15 protein-coding genes are annotated in these 18,764 nt (G+C 62.4%); 7 read left to right on the forward strand and 8 right to left on the reverse strand.

Going from position 1 to position 18,764, the window contains the following annotated elements; translation table 11 throughout:
- The first annotated feature begins 271 nt into the window (after window positions 1–271).
- Window positions 272–1,756, forward strand: a complete 1,485-nt coding sequence (locus tag E8F12_RS14925; protein ID WP_280326030.1) for a DUF3300 domain-containing protein — start codon at window positions 272–274, stop codon at window positions 1,754–1,756.
- Between the two features lie 12 nt (window positions 1,757–1,768).
- Window positions 1,769–2,659, forward strand: coding sequence for a DUF2950 domain-containing protein (locus E8F12_RS14930; protein ID WP_280326031.1), 891 nt, complete (start codon window positions 1,769–1,771; stop codon window positions 2,657–2,659).
- A gap of 145 nt (window positions 2,660–2,804) precedes the next feature.
- Here E8F12_RS14930 and E8F12_RS14935 read toward each other — a convergent pair whose 3' ends face one another.
- A complete protein-coding gene (locus E8F12_RS14935) occupies window positions 2,805–3,461 on the reverse strand; it encodes a hypothetical protein (protein ID WP_280326032.1) in 657 nt (218 codons plus the stop codon).
- A gap of 841 nt (window positions 3,462–4,302) precedes the next feature.
- On the opposite strand from E8F12_RS14935, the gene E8F12_RS14940 reads away from it, so the two are divergent.
- Window positions 4,303–5,436 carry a hypothetical protein gene (locus E8F12_RS14940; RefSeq protein ID WP_280326033.1) on the forward strand — a complete coding sequence of 378 codons (1,134 nt, stop codon included), beginning with the start codon at window positions 4,303–4,305 and terminating at the stop codon, window positions 5,434–5,436.
- A gap of 59 nt (window positions 5,437–5,495) precedes the next feature.
- Here E8F12_RS14940 and E8F12_RS14945 read toward each other — a convergent pair whose 3' ends face one another.
- Both E8F12_RS14945 and E8F12_RS14950 read right to left on the reverse strand, forming a co-directional pair.
- The gene (locus E8F12_RS14945) at window positions 5,496–5,867 is read right to left on the reverse strand and encodes a hypothetical protein (RefSeq protein ID WP_280326034.1); all 372 of its coding nucleotides are present in this window, start codon (window positions 5,865–5,867) and stop codon (window positions 5,496–5,498) included.
- Window positions 5,864–6,151 carry a hypothetical protein gene (locus E8F12_RS14950; protein WP_280326035.1) on the reverse strand — a complete coding sequence of 96 codons (288 nt, stop codon included), beginning with the start codon at window positions 6,149–6,151 and terminating at the stop codon, window positions 5,864–5,866. Before E8F12_RS14950 ends, E8F12_RS14945 begins: the two co-directional genes overlap by 4 nt.
- Window positions 6,152–6,722: 571 nt before the next feature.
- Here E8F12_RS14950 and E8F12_RS14955 point away from each other — a divergent pair.
- The gene (locus E8F12_RS14955) at window positions 6,723–7,091 is read left to right on the forward strand and encodes a hypothetical protein (protein ID WP_280326036.1); all 369 of its coding nucleotides are present in this window, start codon (window positions 6,723–6,725) and stop codon (window positions 7,089–7,091) included.
- 143 nt (window positions 7,092–7,234) lie between these two features.
- Here E8F12_RS14955 and E8F12_RS14960 read toward each other — a convergent pair whose 3' ends face one another.
- Window positions 7,235–7,432, reverse strand: a complete 198-nt coding sequence (locus tag E8F12_RS14960; protein WP_280326037.1) for a hypothetical protein — start codon at window positions 7,430–7,432, stop codon at window positions 7,235–7,237.
- A 253-nt stretch (window positions 7,433–7,685) separates the two neighbouring features.
- Here E8F12_RS14960 and E8F12_RS14965 point away from each other — a divergent pair, with 253 nt between their 5' ends.
- Both E8F12_RS14965 and E8F12_RS14970 read left to right on the forward strand, forming a co-directional pair.
- Window positions 7,686–9,071: an FAD-binding oxidoreductase gene (locus E8F12_RS14965; RefSeq protein WP_280326038.1), complete on the forward strand. Its 1,386-nt coding sequence runs from the start codon at window positions 7,686–7,688 to the stop codon at window positions 9,069–9,071.
- A 1,817-nt stretch (window positions 9,072–10,888) separates the two neighbouring features.
- Entirely contained in the window at window positions 10,889–11,905 is a 1,017-nt protein-coding gene (locus E8F12_RS14970; RefSeq protein ID WP_280326039.1) for a 1-aminocyclopropane-1-carboxylate deaminase, read from the forward strand.
- A 118-nt stretch (window positions 11,906–12,023) separates the two neighbouring features.
- On the opposite strand, the gene E8F12_RS14975 is transcribed toward E8F12_RS14970, so the two are convergent.
- The 4 genes from E8F12_RS14975 to E8F12_RS14990 form a co-directional block, all read right to left on the reverse strand.
- Window positions 12,024–12,689 carry a hypothetical protein gene (locus E8F12_RS14975; RefSeq protein WP_280326040.1) on the reverse strand — a complete coding sequence of 222 codons (666 nt, stop codon included), beginning with the start codon at window positions 12,687–12,689 and terminating at the stop codon, window positions 12,024–12,026.
- Between the two features lie 216 nt (window positions 12,690–12,905).
- Entirely contained in the window at window positions 12,906–13,187 is a 282-nt protein-coding gene (locus E8F12_RS14980; RefSeq protein ID WP_280286870.1) for a peptidylprolyl isomerase, read from the reverse strand.
- A gap of 310 nt (window positions 13,188–13,497) precedes the next feature.
- Window positions 13,498–15,636, reverse strand: a complete 2,139-nt coding sequence (locus E8F12_RS14985) for a calcium-binding protein (RefSeq protein ID WP_280326041.1) — start codon at window positions 15,634–15,636, stop codon at window positions 13,498–13,500.
- A 201-nt stretch (window positions 15,637–15,837) separates the two neighbouring features.
- Window positions 15,838–16,725 (reverse strand): LysR substrate-binding domain-containing protein, encoded by an 888-nt coding sequence (locus E8F12_RS14990; RefSeq protein ID WP_280326042.1) that lies wholly within the window; start codon window positions 16,723–16,725, stop codon window positions 15,838–15,840.
- 188 nt (window positions 16,726–16,913) lie between these two features.
- Here E8F12_RS14990 and E8F12_RS14995 point away from each other — a divergent pair, with 188 nt between their 5' ends.
- Entirely contained in the window at window positions 16,914–18,377 is a 1,464-nt protein-coding gene (locus E8F12_RS14995) for an aldehyde dehydrogenase family protein (protein WP_280326043.1), read from the forward strand.
- Window positions 18,378–18,764: the final 387 nt, after the last annotated feature.

Consider the following 18,764-nt stretch of genomic DNA (forward strand, 5'->3'; position numbering starts at 1 on the left):
GTTCGAGTGCAAAACTCTCATATCCGGCGCCGACGGGTGATTACATTTCTGTCAGGCAGGGGCGCGGATGGGCCTGTGCAGGACGGCGCGGGCGGCGTTCCGCGAGCGCAACGCTACCCATCTGCGGATTGCCGGATATCGCGTTGCCCGCCCCGAGCTGCAAATGACGCCAGCTCACTCCCCATCCCTGGGCTATCGTTTTCAGACGGCAGCGGTAGGGCGCGCGCCTTTGCCTGGTTCAGGACAACCACCTTTCTGCGGGAGAAGCACCATGCCCATCCGCAACCGTTTCAGTGCCTTTTTGCTTGCTTTGCTGGCCTGTAGCGGCACCCCGTCCATGGCCGCCACGGATGCCGGCATCTCCGCAGCCGAAGACGACACTGGCCCCAGCGCCGGTGTCTCCGCCGCGCCCGAAGCCGCTCCGGCGCCCACCGCCCAGCCCCCGGCGACCCAGGCCGTGTTCAAGCCCGAAGAGCTCGACCAGATGATGGCGCCGCTGGCCCTCTACCCGGACTCCCTCCTGGCCCAGGTGCTGATGGCCGCCACCTATCCCGGCAACGTGGCCGACGCCGTGGCCTGGTCCAAGGCGCACCCGGATGTCAGTGGCGACGCTGCCGTGAAGCAGGTGGCCAACCAGCCCTGGGACCCCAGCGTTCAATCCCTGGTGGCCTTCCCCCAAGTGCTCGCCACCCTCGGCCAGGACCCGGCATGGGTGCAGCGCGTCGGCGATGCCTTCCTCGCCCAGCCCAACGACGTGATGGACTCCGTCCAGCGCCTGCGGCGCCAGGCCCAGGCCGCCGGCAACCTGCAATCCAACGAACAGCAGAAGGTCACGGTGCAGGAGGCGCCGCCGCCCACTTCCACCACCACCGTGGTGCAACCGGCTGCCAGCACCCAGACCATCGTCATCGAGCCCGCCAACCCGCAAGTGGTCTACGTGCCGAGCTATAACCCCACGGTGGTCTACGGCACCTGGGCCTATCCGTCCTATCCGCCGCCTTACTACCCGCCGCCGCCCAGCTACGGCTACCCCATCGCCACTGGCCTGGCGGCGGGCCTGGCCTTCGGCGTCGGCGTGGGCATCGTCAACTCCCTCTGGGGCGACTGCGACTGGGGCGGTGGCGACGTCGATATCGACGTCAACAAGTACAACAACATCAACACCAACCGGCAGATCGACCGCAGCCAGAACAAATTCGTCCACAACCCGGTCAACCGTGATGGCGTGCCCTACCGCGACAATCGCAATCGCCAGCAGAACGGCCTGCGCATGTCCGGCGGCGAACAGCGCCAGGCCCTGCGTGGCTATGATGCCCAGCGCACCGCCGAGCGCCAGCGTGCCAGTCAGAGCCTGCAGCAGCGCGGCATCCAGGCCCCGGCCGCCAGCAACCAGCAAGCCCGCGAAAGGGCCCAGGCCGCCACCCGCGATCTGCGCAATGAGCCCCAGGCACGCCAGCGTGCCCAAGCCACCACCCAGCAGCGCCAGCGTGCCCAGTCCAGCGCCCAGCAGCGCCCGCGCGCGCAGAACAACCAGCAAGTGCGGCAGCAGGCCCGCCAGCAGCAAACGGCTGCCCGGCAGGGGCCGCGCAACAACGCCTTCGCCGGCGCCCGCCAGCCGTCACAGTCCCGAATGTCCGCCAGCCGGGGCGAGGCCAGTCGGCAATCCGCCGCGCGCCCCCAGAAGGCATCCGCTGGCCGACAAGTGCAAAGACCCGCCCACTCGCCGTCACGGGGCGGCGGCGGCCGCCGTCGTTGAGAGGAACTCGACATGACAGTGCTTTTCCGCAGCTTCGCCCTTGCCTTGCTGGCCCTGCTGACCCCGCTGTGCTGGGCGCAACAGGCCTTTCCCACTCCGGAGGCCGCCGCCGAAGCCTTCGTCGCCGCCCTGGGCACGGAAAAGGCCGACGAAGGTCGCCTGGCCGCCCTGCTGGGCGCCGACTGGAAGGACTTCATCCCCATCAAGGGCATCGAGCGTGGGGACGTGGACGCCTTCCTCTCCCATTACCGTGACAAGCACGGCATCCAGGCCGGTCCCAAGGGGCACGCGCACATAGTGGTCGGCAACGACCCCTGGACCCTGCCCATCCCCCTGGTCCAGGGCAAGGATGGCTGGAGCTTCGACGCCAAGGCTGCTGGCGAGGAAATCCGCCTGCGCCGCATCGGCCGCAACGAACTGGCCGCCATCCAGGCCGCCGAGGCCTACCACGACGCACAGATGGACTACGCCGAAGTCGACCGCAACGGCGATGGCGTGCTCGAGTACGCACAGAAATTCATCAGCAGCGATGGGCAGTTCGACGGCCTCTATTGGCCGGAAGAGGAGGGCCTGGAAGAAAGCCCGCTGGGCCCGCTGTTCGGTGACGAGAAGCGCGGCGACGACTGGCACGGCTACCACTTCCGCATCCTCACCGCCCAGGGTCCCTCGGCGCCCGGTGGCGCCTACAACTATATGCTGGGTAACGCGATGAGCCGGGGCTTCGCCCTCGTCGCCTGGCCTGCCCGGTACGGCGACAGCGGCGTGATGAGCTTCATGATCAGCCACGAAGGCCAGATCTTTCAGAAAGACCTCGGCCCCGACAGCGAAAAGATCGCCCTGGCCATGACCCGCTTCGACCCCGACAGTAGCTGGGATGAAGTCCAGACCCTGGCCGCGAAATGAGTCCTGCGGGCGTTGTCCCGGCTGGGGCAATCCAGCAAGGACTCAAGGCAATGGGGAATCGGCAGGGCTTAAACGAAAAAGCCGCAGGGTGCCATGGGCACCCTGCGGCTCTTGTATAAGGTCGGGCTTCCTTGCCCGCCCACGCTTACCAGGAGGCGAGCGCGGGATTCAGTCGGGCAGGAGCCTTGGCTTCAGCGCGGTTAGCGGCCCACTTGACCAGCAGGGTCATGGCGGCGAAACCAAGGCAGATGAGCACCGGGTAGGCGACCATGATTTCGCCCAGGGAGTACTTCCAGCTCAGCGGACGGGCGATACCCAGCATCGCACCGTAGAACCAGGACACCCCGGAAACGACGCCCGAGAACAGCGCGATGGTGCGGGCATTGATATCAAGCTTGAGCAGGCTGCCGGCCTTGTCCATCGCAGGCATTACCACGCTGTGCAGCACCCACCCGTTGATGGTCAGGAGTACGACGACCAGGATCTTGGACTGCAGCTTGGGGTTGAGGAAGTACATCGCGCCCTTCTGCGAGTAGTCCAGCGCCAGGATGCCGATACCGGTCACCCAGAGTGCGGCCAGCGCAAGCAGCACGGTCTTCTTCAACATGTGCAGGTGTTCCTTGTCGGCAGCGGTCGAATCCGTGCCCTGGAACAGTTGCTTGATCATGGCGATATCGCTGGTCAGCACCAGGCCGATGGCCACGCAGCAAGCGATGAGGTGGGCGTAAACAACCCCCATCCGGGTCAGCTCCATGGTTACGGGCTGTTGAAGCACGGAAGCGATAAGGTGAAAAAGCTCCATGATTTACCTCTTTCTAACAATTTAAGCGGCTGTACTGATGCAACAGCGGCATTGGAATTATGAGTTTGTATGTTCGCCATTTACCGCGAACGAAAGGCCCTGTTCGGAAGATGCGACACCTGGGTTGCAGGCGTACATCTGCCATATGCCTTTTTTCGAAACGAGAAAGCCCCTGCACATGAACTTGTGCATGCGGAGTCGTTCCGGGTTTTCCAAAAATGGTAGTCGCGCTATCGATGGTGTTAATGACAGGGCACGACTGAATCGCCGGGCCATAATAATCGCAACATGCGGATTTTGCTCAAAAAACGATCAAAACCCCGACCAGTGGCGCTGCCGCCGATGGTTATAACAGCCCTGCAAAATGTGTGGGATCGCCTCTAAATCGGTGGTTTCCGGAAGGCCTCACCCCCTTCCAGGCACCGCGAAAATTTCGGGTATCGATAGATGACAAATAAGCCATTTAGTGGCCTATTTGCCACTTATATACATGCGGCGATGAAGGTTCCCCCTGGTGACCCAGACCACGAAATCCATCTGAATCCGGCCTCCACCCCTCACGAAATCACTCCCCTGTAGGAGCGAATTCATTCGCGAAATGCCCCGTAGGGGCACCCTCACGAGAATCCCCTGCGCCCGTGCAGATAGCCTTCCAATGGTTCCGGTTGGTCAGCCAACCCCCTTGGCCGCCGATTGGTAACCGCTGCCCGACGAGAGGGAAATCCCCGCCTGGGGAACCGGTTCAGGGGCATCTAAAGTGTTGGGTAATCGCGTTGTGCCATTAGTGCTGTGCCAGCGCATGCACCTGAACCGGGCAGTCAGCCCAGGAAAGGAAGCAGCAATGATGAAGGCGCTCCTCCATGCGTTCTGGGCTTGCGCTGTCGGCACATTGCTGCCGGGCTTCGCACAAGCTACGCCTTGGCCGTTCCTGGTATTCGAAGACGATTTCCACGTCCTGGAGGGCAGTGAGCTGCAGATTGAAAACATGCCCAGGACCACCAACCAGCAAGGCTTCGGCAATTGCTTCGCGCATTCTGCGGCCATGATCTTCAACTTCTACGCATGCAGGTCCCACGGGATCGATTGCCCAAGTGCGCCAACGGGCCTACTGGCATCGACCCTCGATATGACCCGCTTCGGTTCCATGCCCGATGGCGAGCCGGACTATCCGTCTTCCTACAGCAGAATCGATGAGGGCGGCTCAGGAGCGCTGGCCTTGCATATTTCGACTGTCCTCGTCGGCACGGTTGCCAGCGAAGCCTGCTTCCCCTCGCAGACCCTGTACAAAGACATGGTCGCTACCGACCAGACGCTTACCCAGGATCAACTGCTCATGCAGCGGAACAATCTCGAACGCCTGAAAGAGTTCTATGAGGCCTACCGGGGTATCGTTCCGCCTTGTGCCGACTGTCCCCTGGACGATGTCGGCCCGGTTCTGGAATTCAGCCAGTTGAGCAACGCGCAGCCCACCGCGGAGCAACTGTATCGAGCGCTTGGCGAGGCTTCGTTCGGAGCCTTCCTGGAGCGAGCTATTTTCCCCGAACCCTGCAGTGAAACCGAAGGCAGAGCCCATTTCGAGTTCAAGGACTCCATGGTTTTCAACTTCTACCCAAGGGCCGAGAAGCAGCGAAACTATGCGTCGGTCATGGCTGCCATAAAGAAGTCCATCAGGGCGAACAATCCTGTGCTTCTTCAGAATGTCTGCGTCAAGGAAGAGGGCGAGAGTTGCTTCAAGGGGGATGAGAATGGCCACTCCGTGGTCATCTATGGCTATCGCCGCATGTGTGCCGACGATGAAATCGAGTGTTACGACGCCCTGCGGATAAAGAACAGTTGGGGTGAGCAGTGGCAGCGGGAACACGATGACGGCTGGGTTGCCGCTGGGGAAATGCTGGATTCGACGGGCTACCGGAAAGGCATCTTGAGTTGGCTCGATTTTGCCGGGACGGACAAAGGGCAACGAGCTTCTCGATAATTCGTGAAGCCCTTGTTTTCTGTCTGCCACCGGCCAACCCACTTCCTGTAGGCGCGAACTCATTCGCAAAGGGCTGCAGAGCCGCCCCGTAGGTTGGGCTGAGCCTGCGAAGCCCAACAAACCCAACCACCATGCTCATGTCTTGCCGGGCCTCGCGCTTCCCCGCGCCACAAGGGCAGGGCGCGGCAATGCTCCGTTGCCGGCACGCAGTTCCCGACTGGCCGCTGCAGTGCTTTCAGCAGCTCCTCATCGTCCTGCACGGCCTGCGCCGCCAATTCGAACATCAGGTACGCATCCACCAGCAGATGCTCCACCTGCACCAGCCGAAACCTGCCCAGGTCACGAAAGGCCGCAGGCGGCGAACTGGCATTCACCTCCCGCACCTGCTCGGGGAAGTCCGACAGCCTGGGAAAACGCGCTGTACGCCTCATGCCAAGCCTCTCGGACCTTGCGATTCCATCGCCCGGTCGTGGGCCGCCTCGTAGAGCGTGCGGGCATCGGCCAGCAACAGGCTGATCACGAAGGACAGGCGCGCGGCCTCCCGCTGCGCGAAGTCCGCGTTCTCGCTCTGCTCGATCATCTGCAGCAGGTCCAGCACCGCATGCATGCGCTGCTGGGCGGTTTCGAACAGGTGACTGGGGCAGGCCTGCGCATTGAAGAACATCACATCGTGGTAGGGCTGGGCGGGGGAGGGGAAGGCTTTGAAGTCACGCATGGCGTACCTCCGGGGTGGAGGTAGTGGCGAGGCTGAAGATGGCGCGAAGGCGCGCGTGGGTAAAAGGCGGGAAACGCATGTCCGTTGCTCCCTTCGTATCCAGAGGAGCCGCCACCCCCCGTTTCGACTCGGCATAAGGTGGCGGGCCGTGCGGAGGTCGAAATACCGGTTACGAAGGAACCCGGCCAGGCCGAGGCCTGCCCCGCACGGCCCACCATAGATGCACGAAAGTTACAGGCAGAAAAAAGCGCCTTTGCTTTGTGGCTATGGCGCTACCGCGCCTTCGTAGAAATCACACCGGGTTTCGACCCCCGGTCACGGGATTGACCGTGACGGGGCCGGACTCTAACGAGGGCGCTTGTAGGCCCTCAAGGCTAAAGAGGTGTGGGAAATTTCTCTGTAGGACGGTTTGAAAGGAGTACAGAAAACGCCGTAGGAAAAGGCCTTCACCGTGCGTCGCCGTGACCTCAGCCAGCCGACACAAGGTAGCCTCGAAACCCAGGTGAAACTGGTCAAAAACTATAATGACAATGCGGGGGTAAAGCTGGGGGGACCATGCAGGAGGGCTGCCATGCGCATCCTCAAGCTACTCATTCTCCTCCTCGCCTGCGCCGCAGGCGGCCAAGCCCTCGCCGGCCAACCCATGCCCACCACCGGCAGCAGCGACCCGCTCCTGCTCGCCTGGAACAATGGCAACCACGGCGGCCGCCACTTCAACAAACACCACCATCACGGCTTCAAGCACAGACACTTCCGCCGTCACGACCACTTCTACGGCCACCGCCCGCACTTCATCGTCACCCCCAGGTACTACGGCGGCATCATCGTGGGCCCGCAGCCGTACTACTACCGCCCCTACTACCGCAGCCCGCGCGTCGTGATTCAGTTCTACGATCCGAGGCTGGGGATATTTGTGGGGTCGGAGATTAGAGATTATTGAGGGGATGTTTGGCGGGGCTGACTCTTGGAGTCAGCCCCGGGGATGCGGGGGCTGCTTTCGACCCGAAGCTACCTATCAGGTCAGGCAGTAACCGGCCAAAGGCAGGCGCTGCATAGTGCCTATTGAATCTAGGCTTAGCTATATCACCCCGTACTGGCGTGAATCTTCCAGGCAATGAAGGCCGCGAAAGGCGCCAACAGCATGAGGCTACCTAGCGCCACGGCCCAGCCCCAAGCAAAACCGCGTTCGCCCTTGAAGCGGCCGCCGGTCAGCGCCTTGAGGATCAACACACCGATGCGATGGGCCAGAACGGTGAAAAGGATGTCAGCGAGGAAGTCCATTTCGTGGCCTTGAGCTTTTTGTTGAAAGGCGGATTTCGACCCGAAGCGGACCTGCGGTGTTTGTTACCTCTGCCTCGTCATTCGGCAAACCGTACTTTCCGGTCTAGTCTTGTTCGATGTCGTCTTTTCCGAAAGCGTGTCTAAAGCCACAGCCACCTAGACCTCGGCGAGGAATGTTGTCCGACATAGGCACGGAAGTTGTGCGACAGGAAAGTCGTCTAATAGTAGTTGGGCTGTAGTAAAGGAGACACGCATGAAGCAGCTACAAAAGACGACGATCGACGAGTTCAAAGCGGACTTCCGAGGGGATGTACTTCTCCCTGACGACGGGGGCTACAACGAGGTGCGGCAAATCTGGAATGCCACGATCGACCGTAGGCCAGCGCTGATCGCCCGCTGCACGTCGCCAGAAGATGTCGTCCAGGCCGTCAAGCTCGCACGCAACCAAAACCTGCTCGTCTCAATCCGGGGAGGCGGGCACAACATCGCGGGCAATGCCGTTTGCGACGACGGCCTCATGATCGACCTCGCGCTGATGAAGGGCGTCCAGGTGGACCCGAGCGCCCGCCGGGCAACCGTCGAGCCCGGTTGCACCCTCGGTGAGTTCGACGCCGCCGTACAAGCGCATGGCCTCGCCACGCCGCTGGGCATCAACTCGACCACGGGCGTGGCCGGCCTAACCCTCGGTGGTGGCTTCGGCTGGCTGAGCCGGAAGTACGGCATGACCATCGACAACCTGCTCTCCGCGGATGTCGTTACGGCAGATGGCAGTCAGGTGCACGCTAGCGAAACGGAAAACGCTGACCTCTTCTGGGGACTGCGTGGTGGCGGTGGGAACTTCGGCATCGTTACCCGCTTCGAGTTTCAGCTTCATCCCGTCGGGCCGGATGTGCTGAGCGGGCTCATCGTCTTTCCGTTCGACCAGGCGAAATCGGTGCTCACGCAGTTCGCCCGTTTCACCGAGACAATGCCGGATGACCTCAACGTCTGGATAGTTACTCGGAAGGCGCCCCCGCTACCCTTCCTGCCCGCGGACGTCCACGGTAAAGAGATGGTCGCACTTGCCCTGTTCTATGCGGGCGACCCCACGCAGGGCCAAAAGCTCATCGAGCCGCTCCGCGGATTCGGCACGGCGCTTGGCGAGCACATCGGCGTGCAGCCGTACACCGACTGGCAGCAGGCCTTCGATCCCCTCTTGACGAAGGGTGCGCGCAACTACTGGAAGTCGCACAACTTCTCGCGGCTCAGCGACGGCGCGATCGACGCCATCATCGAATATGCCGGTAAGCTCCCGTCTCCCCAGTGCGAGATCTTCGTCGGCACGATCGGCGGCCAGACGGCCCGCGTAGCGCCCGAGGCAATGGCCTACTCGAGCCGAGACGCAAACTATGTGATCAACGTGCACGGCCGCTGGGAGTCGGCCGCCGAGGACGAGCGCTGCATTGCCTGGGCGCGCGAGTTCTTCGCCAAGTCGCAGCCGTTCGCCAGCGCGGGCGCGTACATCAACTTCCTTACCCAAGACGAGACAGACCGCGTCGCGTTCGCTTACGGAGCGACGTACAACCGACTGGTGGAGCTCAAGAAAAAGTACGACCCGATGAACTTCTTCCGGATGAACCAGAACATCAAGCCGGTCTGAGACGAGGTCATACGCCTAACAACCGCATGCACCTGACCGCCGCAAGCGAGCTCGCGGTTCCCTCGGGCCGCTGGCCCGAGGCAGCAGGTGATGCGGAGCGTTAGACCCGTATAGCCGCACGACCACGCTGGGCCGCTGGGCGGCCAAGAGCAATGGCGCTTTTGTGACAAGTGCCGGGTGATGTTCCGAAACGGCGAGGCAAATAAAGGAACCTGTACGGCGGGCGGTGCTCATGACGCACAGGGCTTTAACTTCAAGCTCGACTACACGTCCTGAGCAAGCATCGGCTCCAGCCAGCATCACCGATCCGACAGGAATAAGACCACATAGCGACTATCGACACTTGTCAGAGCCTAACAACCGGTGCAGCGGACGGCGCTCCGCCGCCGCTGAACCGGAGTGTTAGCCAACGACCGCTATTGGCTGATTCTGTTGAAAAGGTCGGTGCCGTCTCGGTTCGCTTGCACAAAACCGAGAAAACGTCCAATTGAGGCGTTGCTACACGAAATCTGGAGCAGTTCGGTGTCGGCATTAGCTCGGATTTCAACGTCAGCCGCCCACTTTCGCACGCAGAGTATGTGGAGGGCGTTTTTCAACAGAATCAGCCGAGAGCAGCCATTAATAGAAAACTCGGAAAGTATCTGCCGACTTGCGCGCATGTCACTCACCCCATCGGACTAAACCCATTCCCGGAACTGCAATACCTTTGCTCCATCTTCCTGCTCCAGGCCTCCCGATCACTTTCCCAGCGCAATTCCCAGGCTCGCACTTTTCTTTGAAGAACTGCTTCGCCCCTTTACGGCATTCGCGGTAGTCGATCGAGCCGCGTTTGTGGTTGGCGCAAACACTGGCGCCGTCGATGCGGTTGTTGAACACCTTCCATGCGGCCAGGTACTGGCCGCCGCCACTCCATTTCCTTACCCACTGTGCGTCCTGCTCGTAGCTATTGCGGGCCTAGTTGCTGTTGCTGGTCCGTTCTTCCCGCTCGTTGCGCAAGCGCTCCATGTATTCGGCGGGGCGTACTCGATGGGGGCTTGGGCGATGGGCTGGGGATTCTGGTTTAGCCATTTACCCAGCGGGCCGTGCTGGAGCAGCAGGTAAAGAGTGGCGCTGATAACGCAGAAGACGCCGGCGACATTTAGCAGGGAGGAAGGAAGTGCGGAGTGGCGGGAACGGGGACGCAGGATGCGTTTACGGACGGGCTCCGGGGCATCGTTCCAGCGGTTGTCGTTCCAGTCGTCCCTGTTGGCCATGGCAATCATTTTTTCACCTGAATCCATATGGCGGGAGCTTTGTATGCAAAGCCCTACATGTGGTCGGGAGAATAATCGGGCTGATGCTGAGTGGCCAGTATCTGGCGTTGCACTTTGGTCGGGGTAATGCGGGGCGAGTGGGGCGGGGAAGTGGAGTGGTCAGCCTCGGCGGCTAAAGGCTCGCCGCCGCAGCCGGGTCGATGCACTGGCAGGGCGGGAGGCGGCTCCGGCGTTCATCTCCACCGGAGCCGCCATCCTCATACGCGTGAGATGGCCTCGACTTTCAGCAGGTATCTTTCGTCCAGGCGCTGGATCTGGGCTGGTGCAGGTTGCGCAGAAATCCAGAGGAGCGGTCATCCCAGAAAAGGCCAAGTAAGTGCCATTCAAATCTGTCCCCTTTCCTATTGGAAATAACAGTAGTTCGCCTAATTATAAAAGCCTGCAACACACCTCTTTCGGATTTTACTTACCATTAAACTTATCGAAGCACCCTGAAAAAGGTTGGCAACAGTCTTCCCATTTCGATTTTGGCGCTTGGATATCCCAATAACGAGGAGAACAGCCATGAACCTGAGTCGCTTTAAGCGCTATCCGCTGACGTTCGGTCCTTCTCCCATAATGCCGTTGAAACGCCTCAGCGCTCACCTGGGCAGCAAGGTGGAGCTGTATGCCAAGCGTGACGACTGCAACAGTGGCCTGGCCTTCGGCGGGAACAAGACGCGCAAGCTCGAATACCTGGTCCCTGAAGCCATCGACCAGGGATGCGACACCCTGGTTTCCATCGGCGGTATCCAGTCGAACCATACCCGCCAGGTAGCCGCCGTCGCCGCTCACTTGGGCATGAAGTGCGTGCTGGTACAGGAGAACTGGGTGAACTACTCGGACGCTGTGTACGACCGGGTTGGCAACATCGAGATGTCGCGCATCATGGGCGCTGAGGTGCGGCTGGATGCGGCGGGCTTCGACATCGGCATCCGGCCCAGCTGGGAGAAGGCCATGGCCGATGTGGCCGAGCAAGGCGGTAAACCGTTTCCGATTCCGGCGGGTTGTTCGGAACATCCCTACGGCGGCCTGGGGTACGTCGGCTTTGCCGAGGAAGTGCGGCAGCAGGAAGCGGAACTGGGCTTCAAGTTCGACTACATAGTGGTCTGCTCGGTTACCGGCAGTACTCAGGCCGGCATGGTGGTCGGCTTCGCCGCAGACGGCCGCTCGCAGCGCGTCATCGGCGTCGACGGCTCGGCCACGCCAGAGAAGACCAGGGCGCAGATTCTGCGCATCGCCCGCAACACTGCCGAACTGGTCGAACTAGGCCGCGAGATCACAGAAGACGACGTGGTTCTCGATACCCGCTTCGCCTACCCGGAATACGGCCTGCCCAACGAGGGTACGCTGGAAGCCATCCGACTCTGCGGGCGCCTCGAGGGTGTGCTGACGGACCCGGTCTACGAGGGCAAATCCATGCATGCAATGATCGAAATGGTCCGCCGGGGCGAGTTCCCCGAAGGTTCCAGGGTGCTATACGCGCACTTGGGCGGGGTGCCTGCGCTGAATGCATACAGCTTCTTGTTCCGCAATGGCTGAGCGAGGGTAATAGGGGACAGACCACGGTTAACTCTTCCGAATGGGTGAAATCGTGGTCTGTCCCCTATTTGTTGTAGTCATCCAAGTTGAGCGGTCTTCCACGATGGGGATAACCATCCTAAATCGCTGTGTTGCAATTACCTTGATAAGGCACTATGCGGTCGGCGGAGTCGAAGTCGAAAATAGAGCGCCAGGGTTCTACGTCTTCATAAATAACTATTTTGCCCAGGTTCATTGGGTCGGCTCGGCTAGGACCGGCACCAATGAGTGCTTGATCATCGGTGGTACTCGGATCGCTGTCGCGATCAAAGAGCAGGAATCCCAGCGAGTTCTCGCCCTTGTAAGCTTCTGGCCTGGGGCGTTGCTTCCGATATATCGATGCCTTTTCTCCTTCTTCCGCAACCTTCGGCACGAATTTCTTTGGGTTGCCGTTCGGGAAGACAATGTTTCCGTTCACGTATGCTTGGAGCAATTGGTCACTGGCATCGAAATCGACCGATATGTTCCAGCGCCAAATGTAGTAATGGCATAAATCAATATCGTAGATGTATTTCTCGATACTGGAATCGCCTTCCTTGACCTTTAGTGTTGCGCTCCCTTCTTCTACAAATATGCGCCGGACATTTTCGCGAGAAGATCCAAGCGGGGCTTGCGACCTGATCAGTGACGACATGTCATCGAGCGTTTCGACTGATTCGAAGGAGAATGTTGGTTCAGCGCAAGCTGCTTTAGTTCCGCATAAAACAAGCAAGAGCACGAAACTGGCAGAACAGAATTTGCCCATGGGAACTCCGGCATTTCAGTCGTCTCTGTCGGCGATGGCAATCCTTCTGCCTGAGTCCGTGCGGGTTGTATGAAAAGCCCTATGTCTGGGTACGAGACTAGTTGGGGTAATGCCAAGTGGCCAGTACCTGGCGTTGTACGTTGGACGGGGGATTTGCGAGGCGGGGCAGAGCGGGGGAGGAAGCAGGCGCCGCCAGGCGGCGGCGCCTTGGGACCATCAGTCCTGGCGGCTGGTGACTTCCAGCAGGTGGTAGCCGAACTGGGTTTTCACCGGGCCTTGCACGACGTTCAGCGGGGCGCTGAAGACGACCGCGTCGAATTCCTTGACCATCTGGCCGCGGCCGAAGGAACCGAGGTTGCCGCCGTCGCGGCTGGAGGGGCAGGTGGAGTGTTGTTTGGCGATTTCAGCGAAGTCGGCGCCGGCTTCGATGGCGGCTTTGAGTTCGTTGCACTTGGCTTCGGTGGCAACCAGGATGTGGCGGGCAGTGGCTCGGGCCATGGTGGGGTAACTCCTTTCAATTGAGGTTGCAGAGCCTAGCGGAATCGGTGGGTGATTCAAGGCTATTTGTCTGGTGGAAGGTGTGTGCGGGGGGGATTGTCGGCCGGTCCTGCGGGCCGGTTGGCGAATGAATTCGCCCCTACAGCAGACTCGGCCTGGGTTGGAGGATGCGCTGTGCGCACCGCCTCCTGCGGTTGGGTGTAATCCGTAGTTGGCCCTGGCTGCAATCGGTGCGCATGGCGCACCCTACCGCGCAGCCTTGTGCCCCGCGAAGGCCAGCCCGCAGGGCGGGCATGGCCGGTGGGTGGGGTCAGGCGAAGACGAAGTCGTCTGCGTTGATGTTGGCGGCGGGGACGCCGGTCAGGGTGATGCTGCCAATTTCGCCGTTGGCGTCGGCGGTCACCGTGATCCGGGTGCTGCCGGAGAAGTCGGCGATGGTGAGGGCGGCGAAGGTCTGGCCGCTGGCGCTGAGGTCGAGTTTTTCGACGCCGTCTTCGAAGTCGAATATTTCGTCATTCCCCCAGATCGCGCCGAACTTGAACTGGTCCGTTCCGGCGGGAGATCCGAAGAGGACGTCACCGACCATGAAGTCGCGGACGTTGCTGCCCACCAGCACGTCGGCGCCTTCACCGCCTTGCATCACGGCACCAGTGGCACCTGCGGTCAGGGTGTCGTTGCCGGCGTCACCGTTGAGGTTTGAGCCGAAGGGGTCGTTGCCGCCGAACAACTGGTCATCGCCATCGCCGCCATTGGCATTGGCGAATTCCTGCACGATCAGGGTGTCGTTGCCGGTCCCGCCGAACAACTCGTCGAAGCCCGGACCGCTGTCGATGGTGTCGTCACCGCTGCCGCCATCGAGGAAGTCGGCCCCTTCCAGGCCGAAGATCTGGTCATTGCCGCCCAGGCCGAAGATGCGGTCGTCGCCGTTGGTACCGGTAAGAACGTCATCGCCGTCGGTACCGGCGGTGATGAAGGTGGTGTTGTTGCCGAAGTCCCCCTCCGTCAGGTTGTGCGTGCCCAGCAGGCGCAGGGTGAAGTCGGCGTTGTCGAGCAGGCCGTCGTCGTTCTCGTCAGCGATCAGCCAGGTGCTGTTCTGGTGAAAGGTATAGAGCAGGTCGGTCACGCCGTTGCCGCCACCCACCAGCACCGCGCCCAGATTCGGGTTGATGTCCACCAGGCCGCGGAAGAAGAACTCATCGCGCAGCTCCAGGGTGTCGCCGCCGTCCACGCCGGCGCCCTGGAAGTCGGTCAGGGTATCGAAGGTGGCGAACGGCGAACTGGGGTTGAAGCTGCCGAGGAAGAAAATGAACTCGTCGTCGCCGGCGTCCCCCGAGAGTTGGTCTGCACCGGCATCGCCTTCGATGCGGTCGTTGCCGTTGCCACCCGACAGGCTGTCGTTGCCGTCGTCGCCGAAGAGTTCGTCCGCGCCATCTTCGCCGAAGATGCTGTCATTGCCGTCGCCGCCGAAGAAGTCGTCGTTGCCAGTGCCGCCGAACAACTGGTCGTTGCCGGCATCGCCATCGAGGGTATCGTTGCCGTCACCGCCATTGACGATGTCGTTGCCAGCGCCGCCGGACAGGGTGGTGTCGTTGCCGGCGCCACCGTTGATGATGTCGTTACCCTCGTTGCCGACCAGCAGGTCGCGGTCGGCATCGCCGTTGAGAATGTCATTGCCGGCGCCGCCGGTGAGGCGGTCGATGCCCTGGCCGCCGTTGAGGGTGTCGTTGCCGTCGCCACCATTGACGATGTCGTTGCCGCCATTGCCATTGATCACGTCGTTGCCGCCCAGGCCGAAGATGGTGTCGGGATCATTGGTGCCATCGATCACATCGCCGCCTTCGGTGCCGGGCAGGACGAAGTCGGTGGTGCCGAAGTCGCTCCTGACGAGGTTGTGGATGCCATCCAACTGCACGGCGAAGTCACTGGCGTCGAAAATGCCGTTGTCGTTGGAGTCGGCGAACAGCAGGGTGCTGGCGGCGCCAACGGCGTAGAAGACCTCGGTGAAGTTGTTATTGCCGAAACCGAGGCTGGTCCCCGCGGTGGGTATGCCATTGTGGGCGCCCTGGAAGACCAGGCGCCTGGAGAAACTGGAGAGACGCAGGATGTCGCCGCCGACCAGGCCCGAGCCTTCGAAGTCGGTGACATGGTCCAGGCTCGGGGAGCTGGACTCGTCACCGGTTGCCACGGACCAGAAGAAGGTGTCGACGCCGATGCCGCCGGTGAGGAGGTCGGCGTCGAGCCCGCCGGTGAGGCTGTCGTTGCCGTTGCCTCCGAGGAGTGTGTCGTTGCCGCCGTCGCCGGAGAGGTCGTCGTTTCCGTCACCGCCGTCGATCGTGTCATTGCCGCCGAAGCCGAACAGGAAGTCGTTGCCGGCCAGGCCGGTTATCAGATCGTCGTCATCAGTACCGAATAGAAAGTCGTCATCTGGGGTGCCGGGGATAGTAGCCATGGATCATTCCTCCATCAGTGGAAAGAGCGAACCGCTACGACTGGTTCGGGCGTAGGTATAGACAGTCATTCTCGAATGGCGTGGGCCACCGGATGCCCGGTCCGGCCCGGGAGGGCTAGCCATGCCGCGCTTCATATGATCGCGACTGACTGGCGCGGGCGGCCGGCGATGCCCGGCGGCATGGCGGGGGGACACCCCTTGTTACATTTGCCCGGATTGCGCCTGGACCATCAGCCAGTCCACCAGTTCGCGCAGCTGAGGGCTGGGCGCGGGGCGTTCCGGGTAGACCAGGAAGTAGGCGCCGCCGGTGGGCACCTTGAGGTCGAAAGGGGCCACCAGGCGGCCGGTGGCGAGGTCTTCGCCGATCAGCGCCCAGTCGCCCAGTGCCACGCCATTGCCCTGGGCAGCGACGGAAAGGGCGAGGTCGAGGGTGTCGAAGTGGTGCCCGCTGCCGAGCTTGCCGAGGGTGACGCCGGCGGCAAGGAGCCAGGTTTTCCAATCCTGTTCGTCGCGGGTGGGGTGCAGCAGGGTGTGCCGGGCCAGGTCGGCGGCGCTGGTCAGCGGCACGGGGCCGGTCATCAACTGCTGGGAGCACACGGGGGTGAGCTGCTCATCGAACAGGTGGTGGGCGACCTGGGCACTGCCGGGCTGGGTGCCGTAGATCACCGCGGCGTCGAACTCTTCGCGGCGAAAATCCACGCCGTACTGCACGGTGGTGGTGAGTTCCACCGGTACGTCCGGACGTTCGGCCTGCCATTGCATCAGCCGCGGCAGGAGCCAGCGCATCACGCAGGTGGGGGCCTTGAGTTGCAGCGCTTCGCGCTTTGCACCCACCTGTTCGACGGCTTCATCGATCAGGGTGAAGACGTGCTGGATGCGCGGCAGCAGCTCGCGGCCCTGAGCGGTGAGGCTGAGGCCCCGCGCCTGGCGCTGGAACAGCGGGTAGCCCAGGTGGCTTTCCAGCCCGGCGATCTGCCGGCTCACGGCGCCTTGGGTGAGGTGCAGCAGCTCGGCGGCGCGGGTGAAGTTGCAGCATTGGGCGGTGACCAGGAAGGTGTGCAGCGCAGGCAGGGGCGGGAGGCGTTTCATCAGGGCAGCCATGACGTGAGGACATGGCAAGTATGACGATTTTTGCCTTGTCATGGCCGCCGCCCGGCGGGTCCAATTGCGCATCCTGCCTGCCCCGGCTCTTGCTGCCGCGCATCGAGTGGCAAGGCGCTCCATCGTCATCCGCGCCGACTGCAGGTTCGGCCGCCCTGAATCAACGGAATCACGCAATGCAGAACACGCTCCCGACCTACACCGAAACCCTCGCAGGCGTTTACATCGACGGCCAGTGGCTGACCGGCGGCGCCGAACTTGCGGTGATCAACCCCGCCACCGAGGCGCCCCTGGCGACTGTCGGCAGCGGTGATGCCGCCAGCGTCGACCAGGCGGTGCAGGCCGCCAGCGTCGCCTTCCCGGCCTGGGCCCGCAGCAGCGGCGCCGAGCGTGGTGCCTGCCTGCGCCGCATTGCCGAGGGCGTGCGCCAGCGCCGCGAGACGCTGATCCAGCTGCAGTCGGCCAACAACGGCAAGCCGTTGTTCGAAGCGGCCATCGATGTAGATGACGTGATCGGCACCTTCGAGTACTACGCGGGCCTCGCTGAAGGCCTGGACGCCCAGCAGGACCGCCCGGTGGAGCTGCCCAGCGAGGACTTCGCCGCGCGCCTGCGCCGCGAGCCCTGCGGCGTGGTGGGGCTGATCGTGCCGTGGAACTTCCCCATGGTCACCACCGCCTGGAAACTCGCCCCGGCCCTGGCCGCCGGCTGCGCCGTGGTGCTCAAGCCCTCCGAGGTGACGCCGCTGCCGGAGCTGGAACTGGCCCGCATCATCCACGACAGTGGCCTGCCAGCCGGCGTGTTCAACCTGGTGTGCGGCACCGGCCTGGCGGTGGGTGCGCCGCTGTCGGCCCACCCGAAAGTGGCGAAGATGTCCTTTACCGGCAGCAATGCCGTGGGCGTACAGGTGATGCAGCGCGCGGCGGAAACCGTGAAGGGCGTGAGCCTGGAGCTGGGCGGCAAGTCGTCGCTGCTGGTGCTGGAGGATGCCGACCTGGAGCTGGCCGTTGAACTGGCTTGCGGTGGCGCCTTCTTCAACGCCGGGCAGATGTGCTCGGCGACCAGCCGTGTGCTGGTGGCCGCGCCGCTGATGGCGGACTTCCTGGCGCGGGTGCAGGCCCGCGCCGAGGCTATCCGCGTGGGTGACCCCTTCGTCGAAGGCGTGGAGATGGGCGCCCTGGTGAACCAGGCGCAGTACCAGCGGGTGCGTGGCCATATCGAGCGCGGTCTGGGGCAGGGGGCACGCCTGGTGTGCGGCGGTGAGCGTCCGGCGGACCTGGAGACGGGCTACTTCCTCCAGCCGACGGTGTTCACCGACGTGCCGAAGGACAGCGCCCTGTGGAACGAGGAAATCTTCGGGCCGGTGCTCTGCGTGCGCAGCTTCGCCAGCGAGGCAGAGGCCATCGAACTGGCCAACGACAGCGAGTTCGGCCTGGTGGCCAGCGTGGTCAGCCGTGACGCCGAAGCTGCCGAGCGCGTGGCCAATGCCCTGCAGGCCGGCATGGTGTGGATCAACTCGCCGCAGGTGATCTTCCCGCAGACCTCCTGGGGTGGCTACAAGCAGAGCAGCATCGGCCGCGAGCTCGGCCCCTGGGGCCTCTCCGCCTTCCAGGAGATCAAGCACGTGGTAAGGGCGGTCTGACCGCCCCGACTTCCATGGTGAGGGCAATCTCACTGTAGGGGCGATTTCAATCGCCAAGCAGGCCGCAGGGCTGCCCGACTGAGCATAGTCGGGGCCGCTACGCGCCCCTTGGCGAATGAATTCGCCCCTACAAAGAGCTCTCACGCTTCACCGATCCACCATCGCGCGTGGGATTGGCTGCGATGGTGGATATGAAGAGCGATATCCACCCTACATCCCGGTCACCCGCTGAGTTTCCGTTTGGGGGCGATTTCAATGTAGGGGCGATTTCAATCGCCAAGCAGGCCGCAGGGCTGCCCCACAAAGCACAGCATGAAACCCGACAAAGCCGCCTTCGGGCGGCTTTGTCATGCCTGGGATCAAGCCATGCGTTGAGGACATGGCTCC

This window comes from Pseudomonas sp. BN102 (genome assembly GCF_029871245.1).
Lineage (GTDB): Bacteria > Pseudomonadota > Gammaproteobacteria > Pseudomonadales > Pseudomonadaceae > Metapseudomonas.

Coding starts and splice junctions, on each gene's coding strand:
- E8F12_RS14985 (WP_280326041.1), bottom strand. CDS start 15,636: ATGGCTACTATCCCCGGCACCCCAGATGACGACTTTCTATTCGGTACT.
- E8F12_RS14945 (WP_280326034.1), bottom strand. CDS start 5,867: ATGAGGCGTACAGCGCGTTTTCCCAGGCTGTCGGACTTCCCCGAGCAG.
- E8F12_RS14995 (WP_280326043.1), top strand. CDS start 16,914: ATGCAGAACACGCTCCCGACCTACACCGAAACCCTCGCAGGCGTTTAC.
- E8F12_RS14990 (WP_280326042.1), bottom strand. CDS start 16,725: ATGAAACGCCTCCCGCCCCTGCCTGCGCTGCACACCTTCCTGGTCACC.
- E8F12_RS14950 (WP_280326035.1), bottom strand. CDS start 6,151: ATGCGTGACTTCAAAGCCTTCCCCTCCCCCGCCCAGCCCTACCACGAT.
- E8F12_RS14970 (WP_280326039.1), top strand. CDS start 10,889: ATGAACCTGAGTCGCTTTAAGCGCTATCCGCTGACGTTCGGTCCTTCT.
- E8F12_RS14955 (WP_280326036.1), top strand. CDS start 6,723: ATGCGCATCCTCAAGCTACTCATTCTCCTCCTCGCCTGCGCCGCAGGC.
- E8F12_RS14925 (WP_280326030.1), top strand. CDS start 272: ATGCCCATCCGCAACCGTTTCAGTGCCTTTTTGCTTGCTTTGCTGGCC.
- E8F12_RS14960 (WP_280326037.1), bottom strand. CDS start 7,432: ATGGACTTCCTCGCTGACATCCTTTTCACCGTTCTGGCCCATCGCATC.
- E8F12_RS14940 (WP_280326033.1), top strand. CDS start 4,303: ATGATGAAGGCGCTCCTCCATGCGTTCTGGGCTTGCGCTGTCGGCACA.
- E8F12_RS14980 (WP_280286870.1), bottom strand. CDS start 13,187: ATGGCCCGAGCCACTGCCCGCCACATCCTGGTTGCCACCGAAGCCAAG.
- E8F12_RS14930 (WP_280326031.1), top strand. CDS start 1,769: ATGACAGTGCTTTTCCGCAGCTTCGCCCTTGCCTTGCTGGCCCTGCTG.
- E8F12_RS14975 (WP_280326040.1), bottom strand. CDS start 12,689: ATGGGCAAATTCTGTTCTGCCAGTTTCGTGCTCTTGCTTGTTTTATGC.
- E8F12_RS14965 (WP_280326038.1), top strand. CDS start 7,686: ATGAAGCAGCTACAAAAGACGACGATCGACGAGTTCAAAGCGGACTTC.
- E8F12_RS14935 (WP_280326032.1), bottom strand. CDS start 3,461: ATGGAGCTTTTTCACCTTATCGCTTCCGTGCTTCAACAGCCCGTAACC.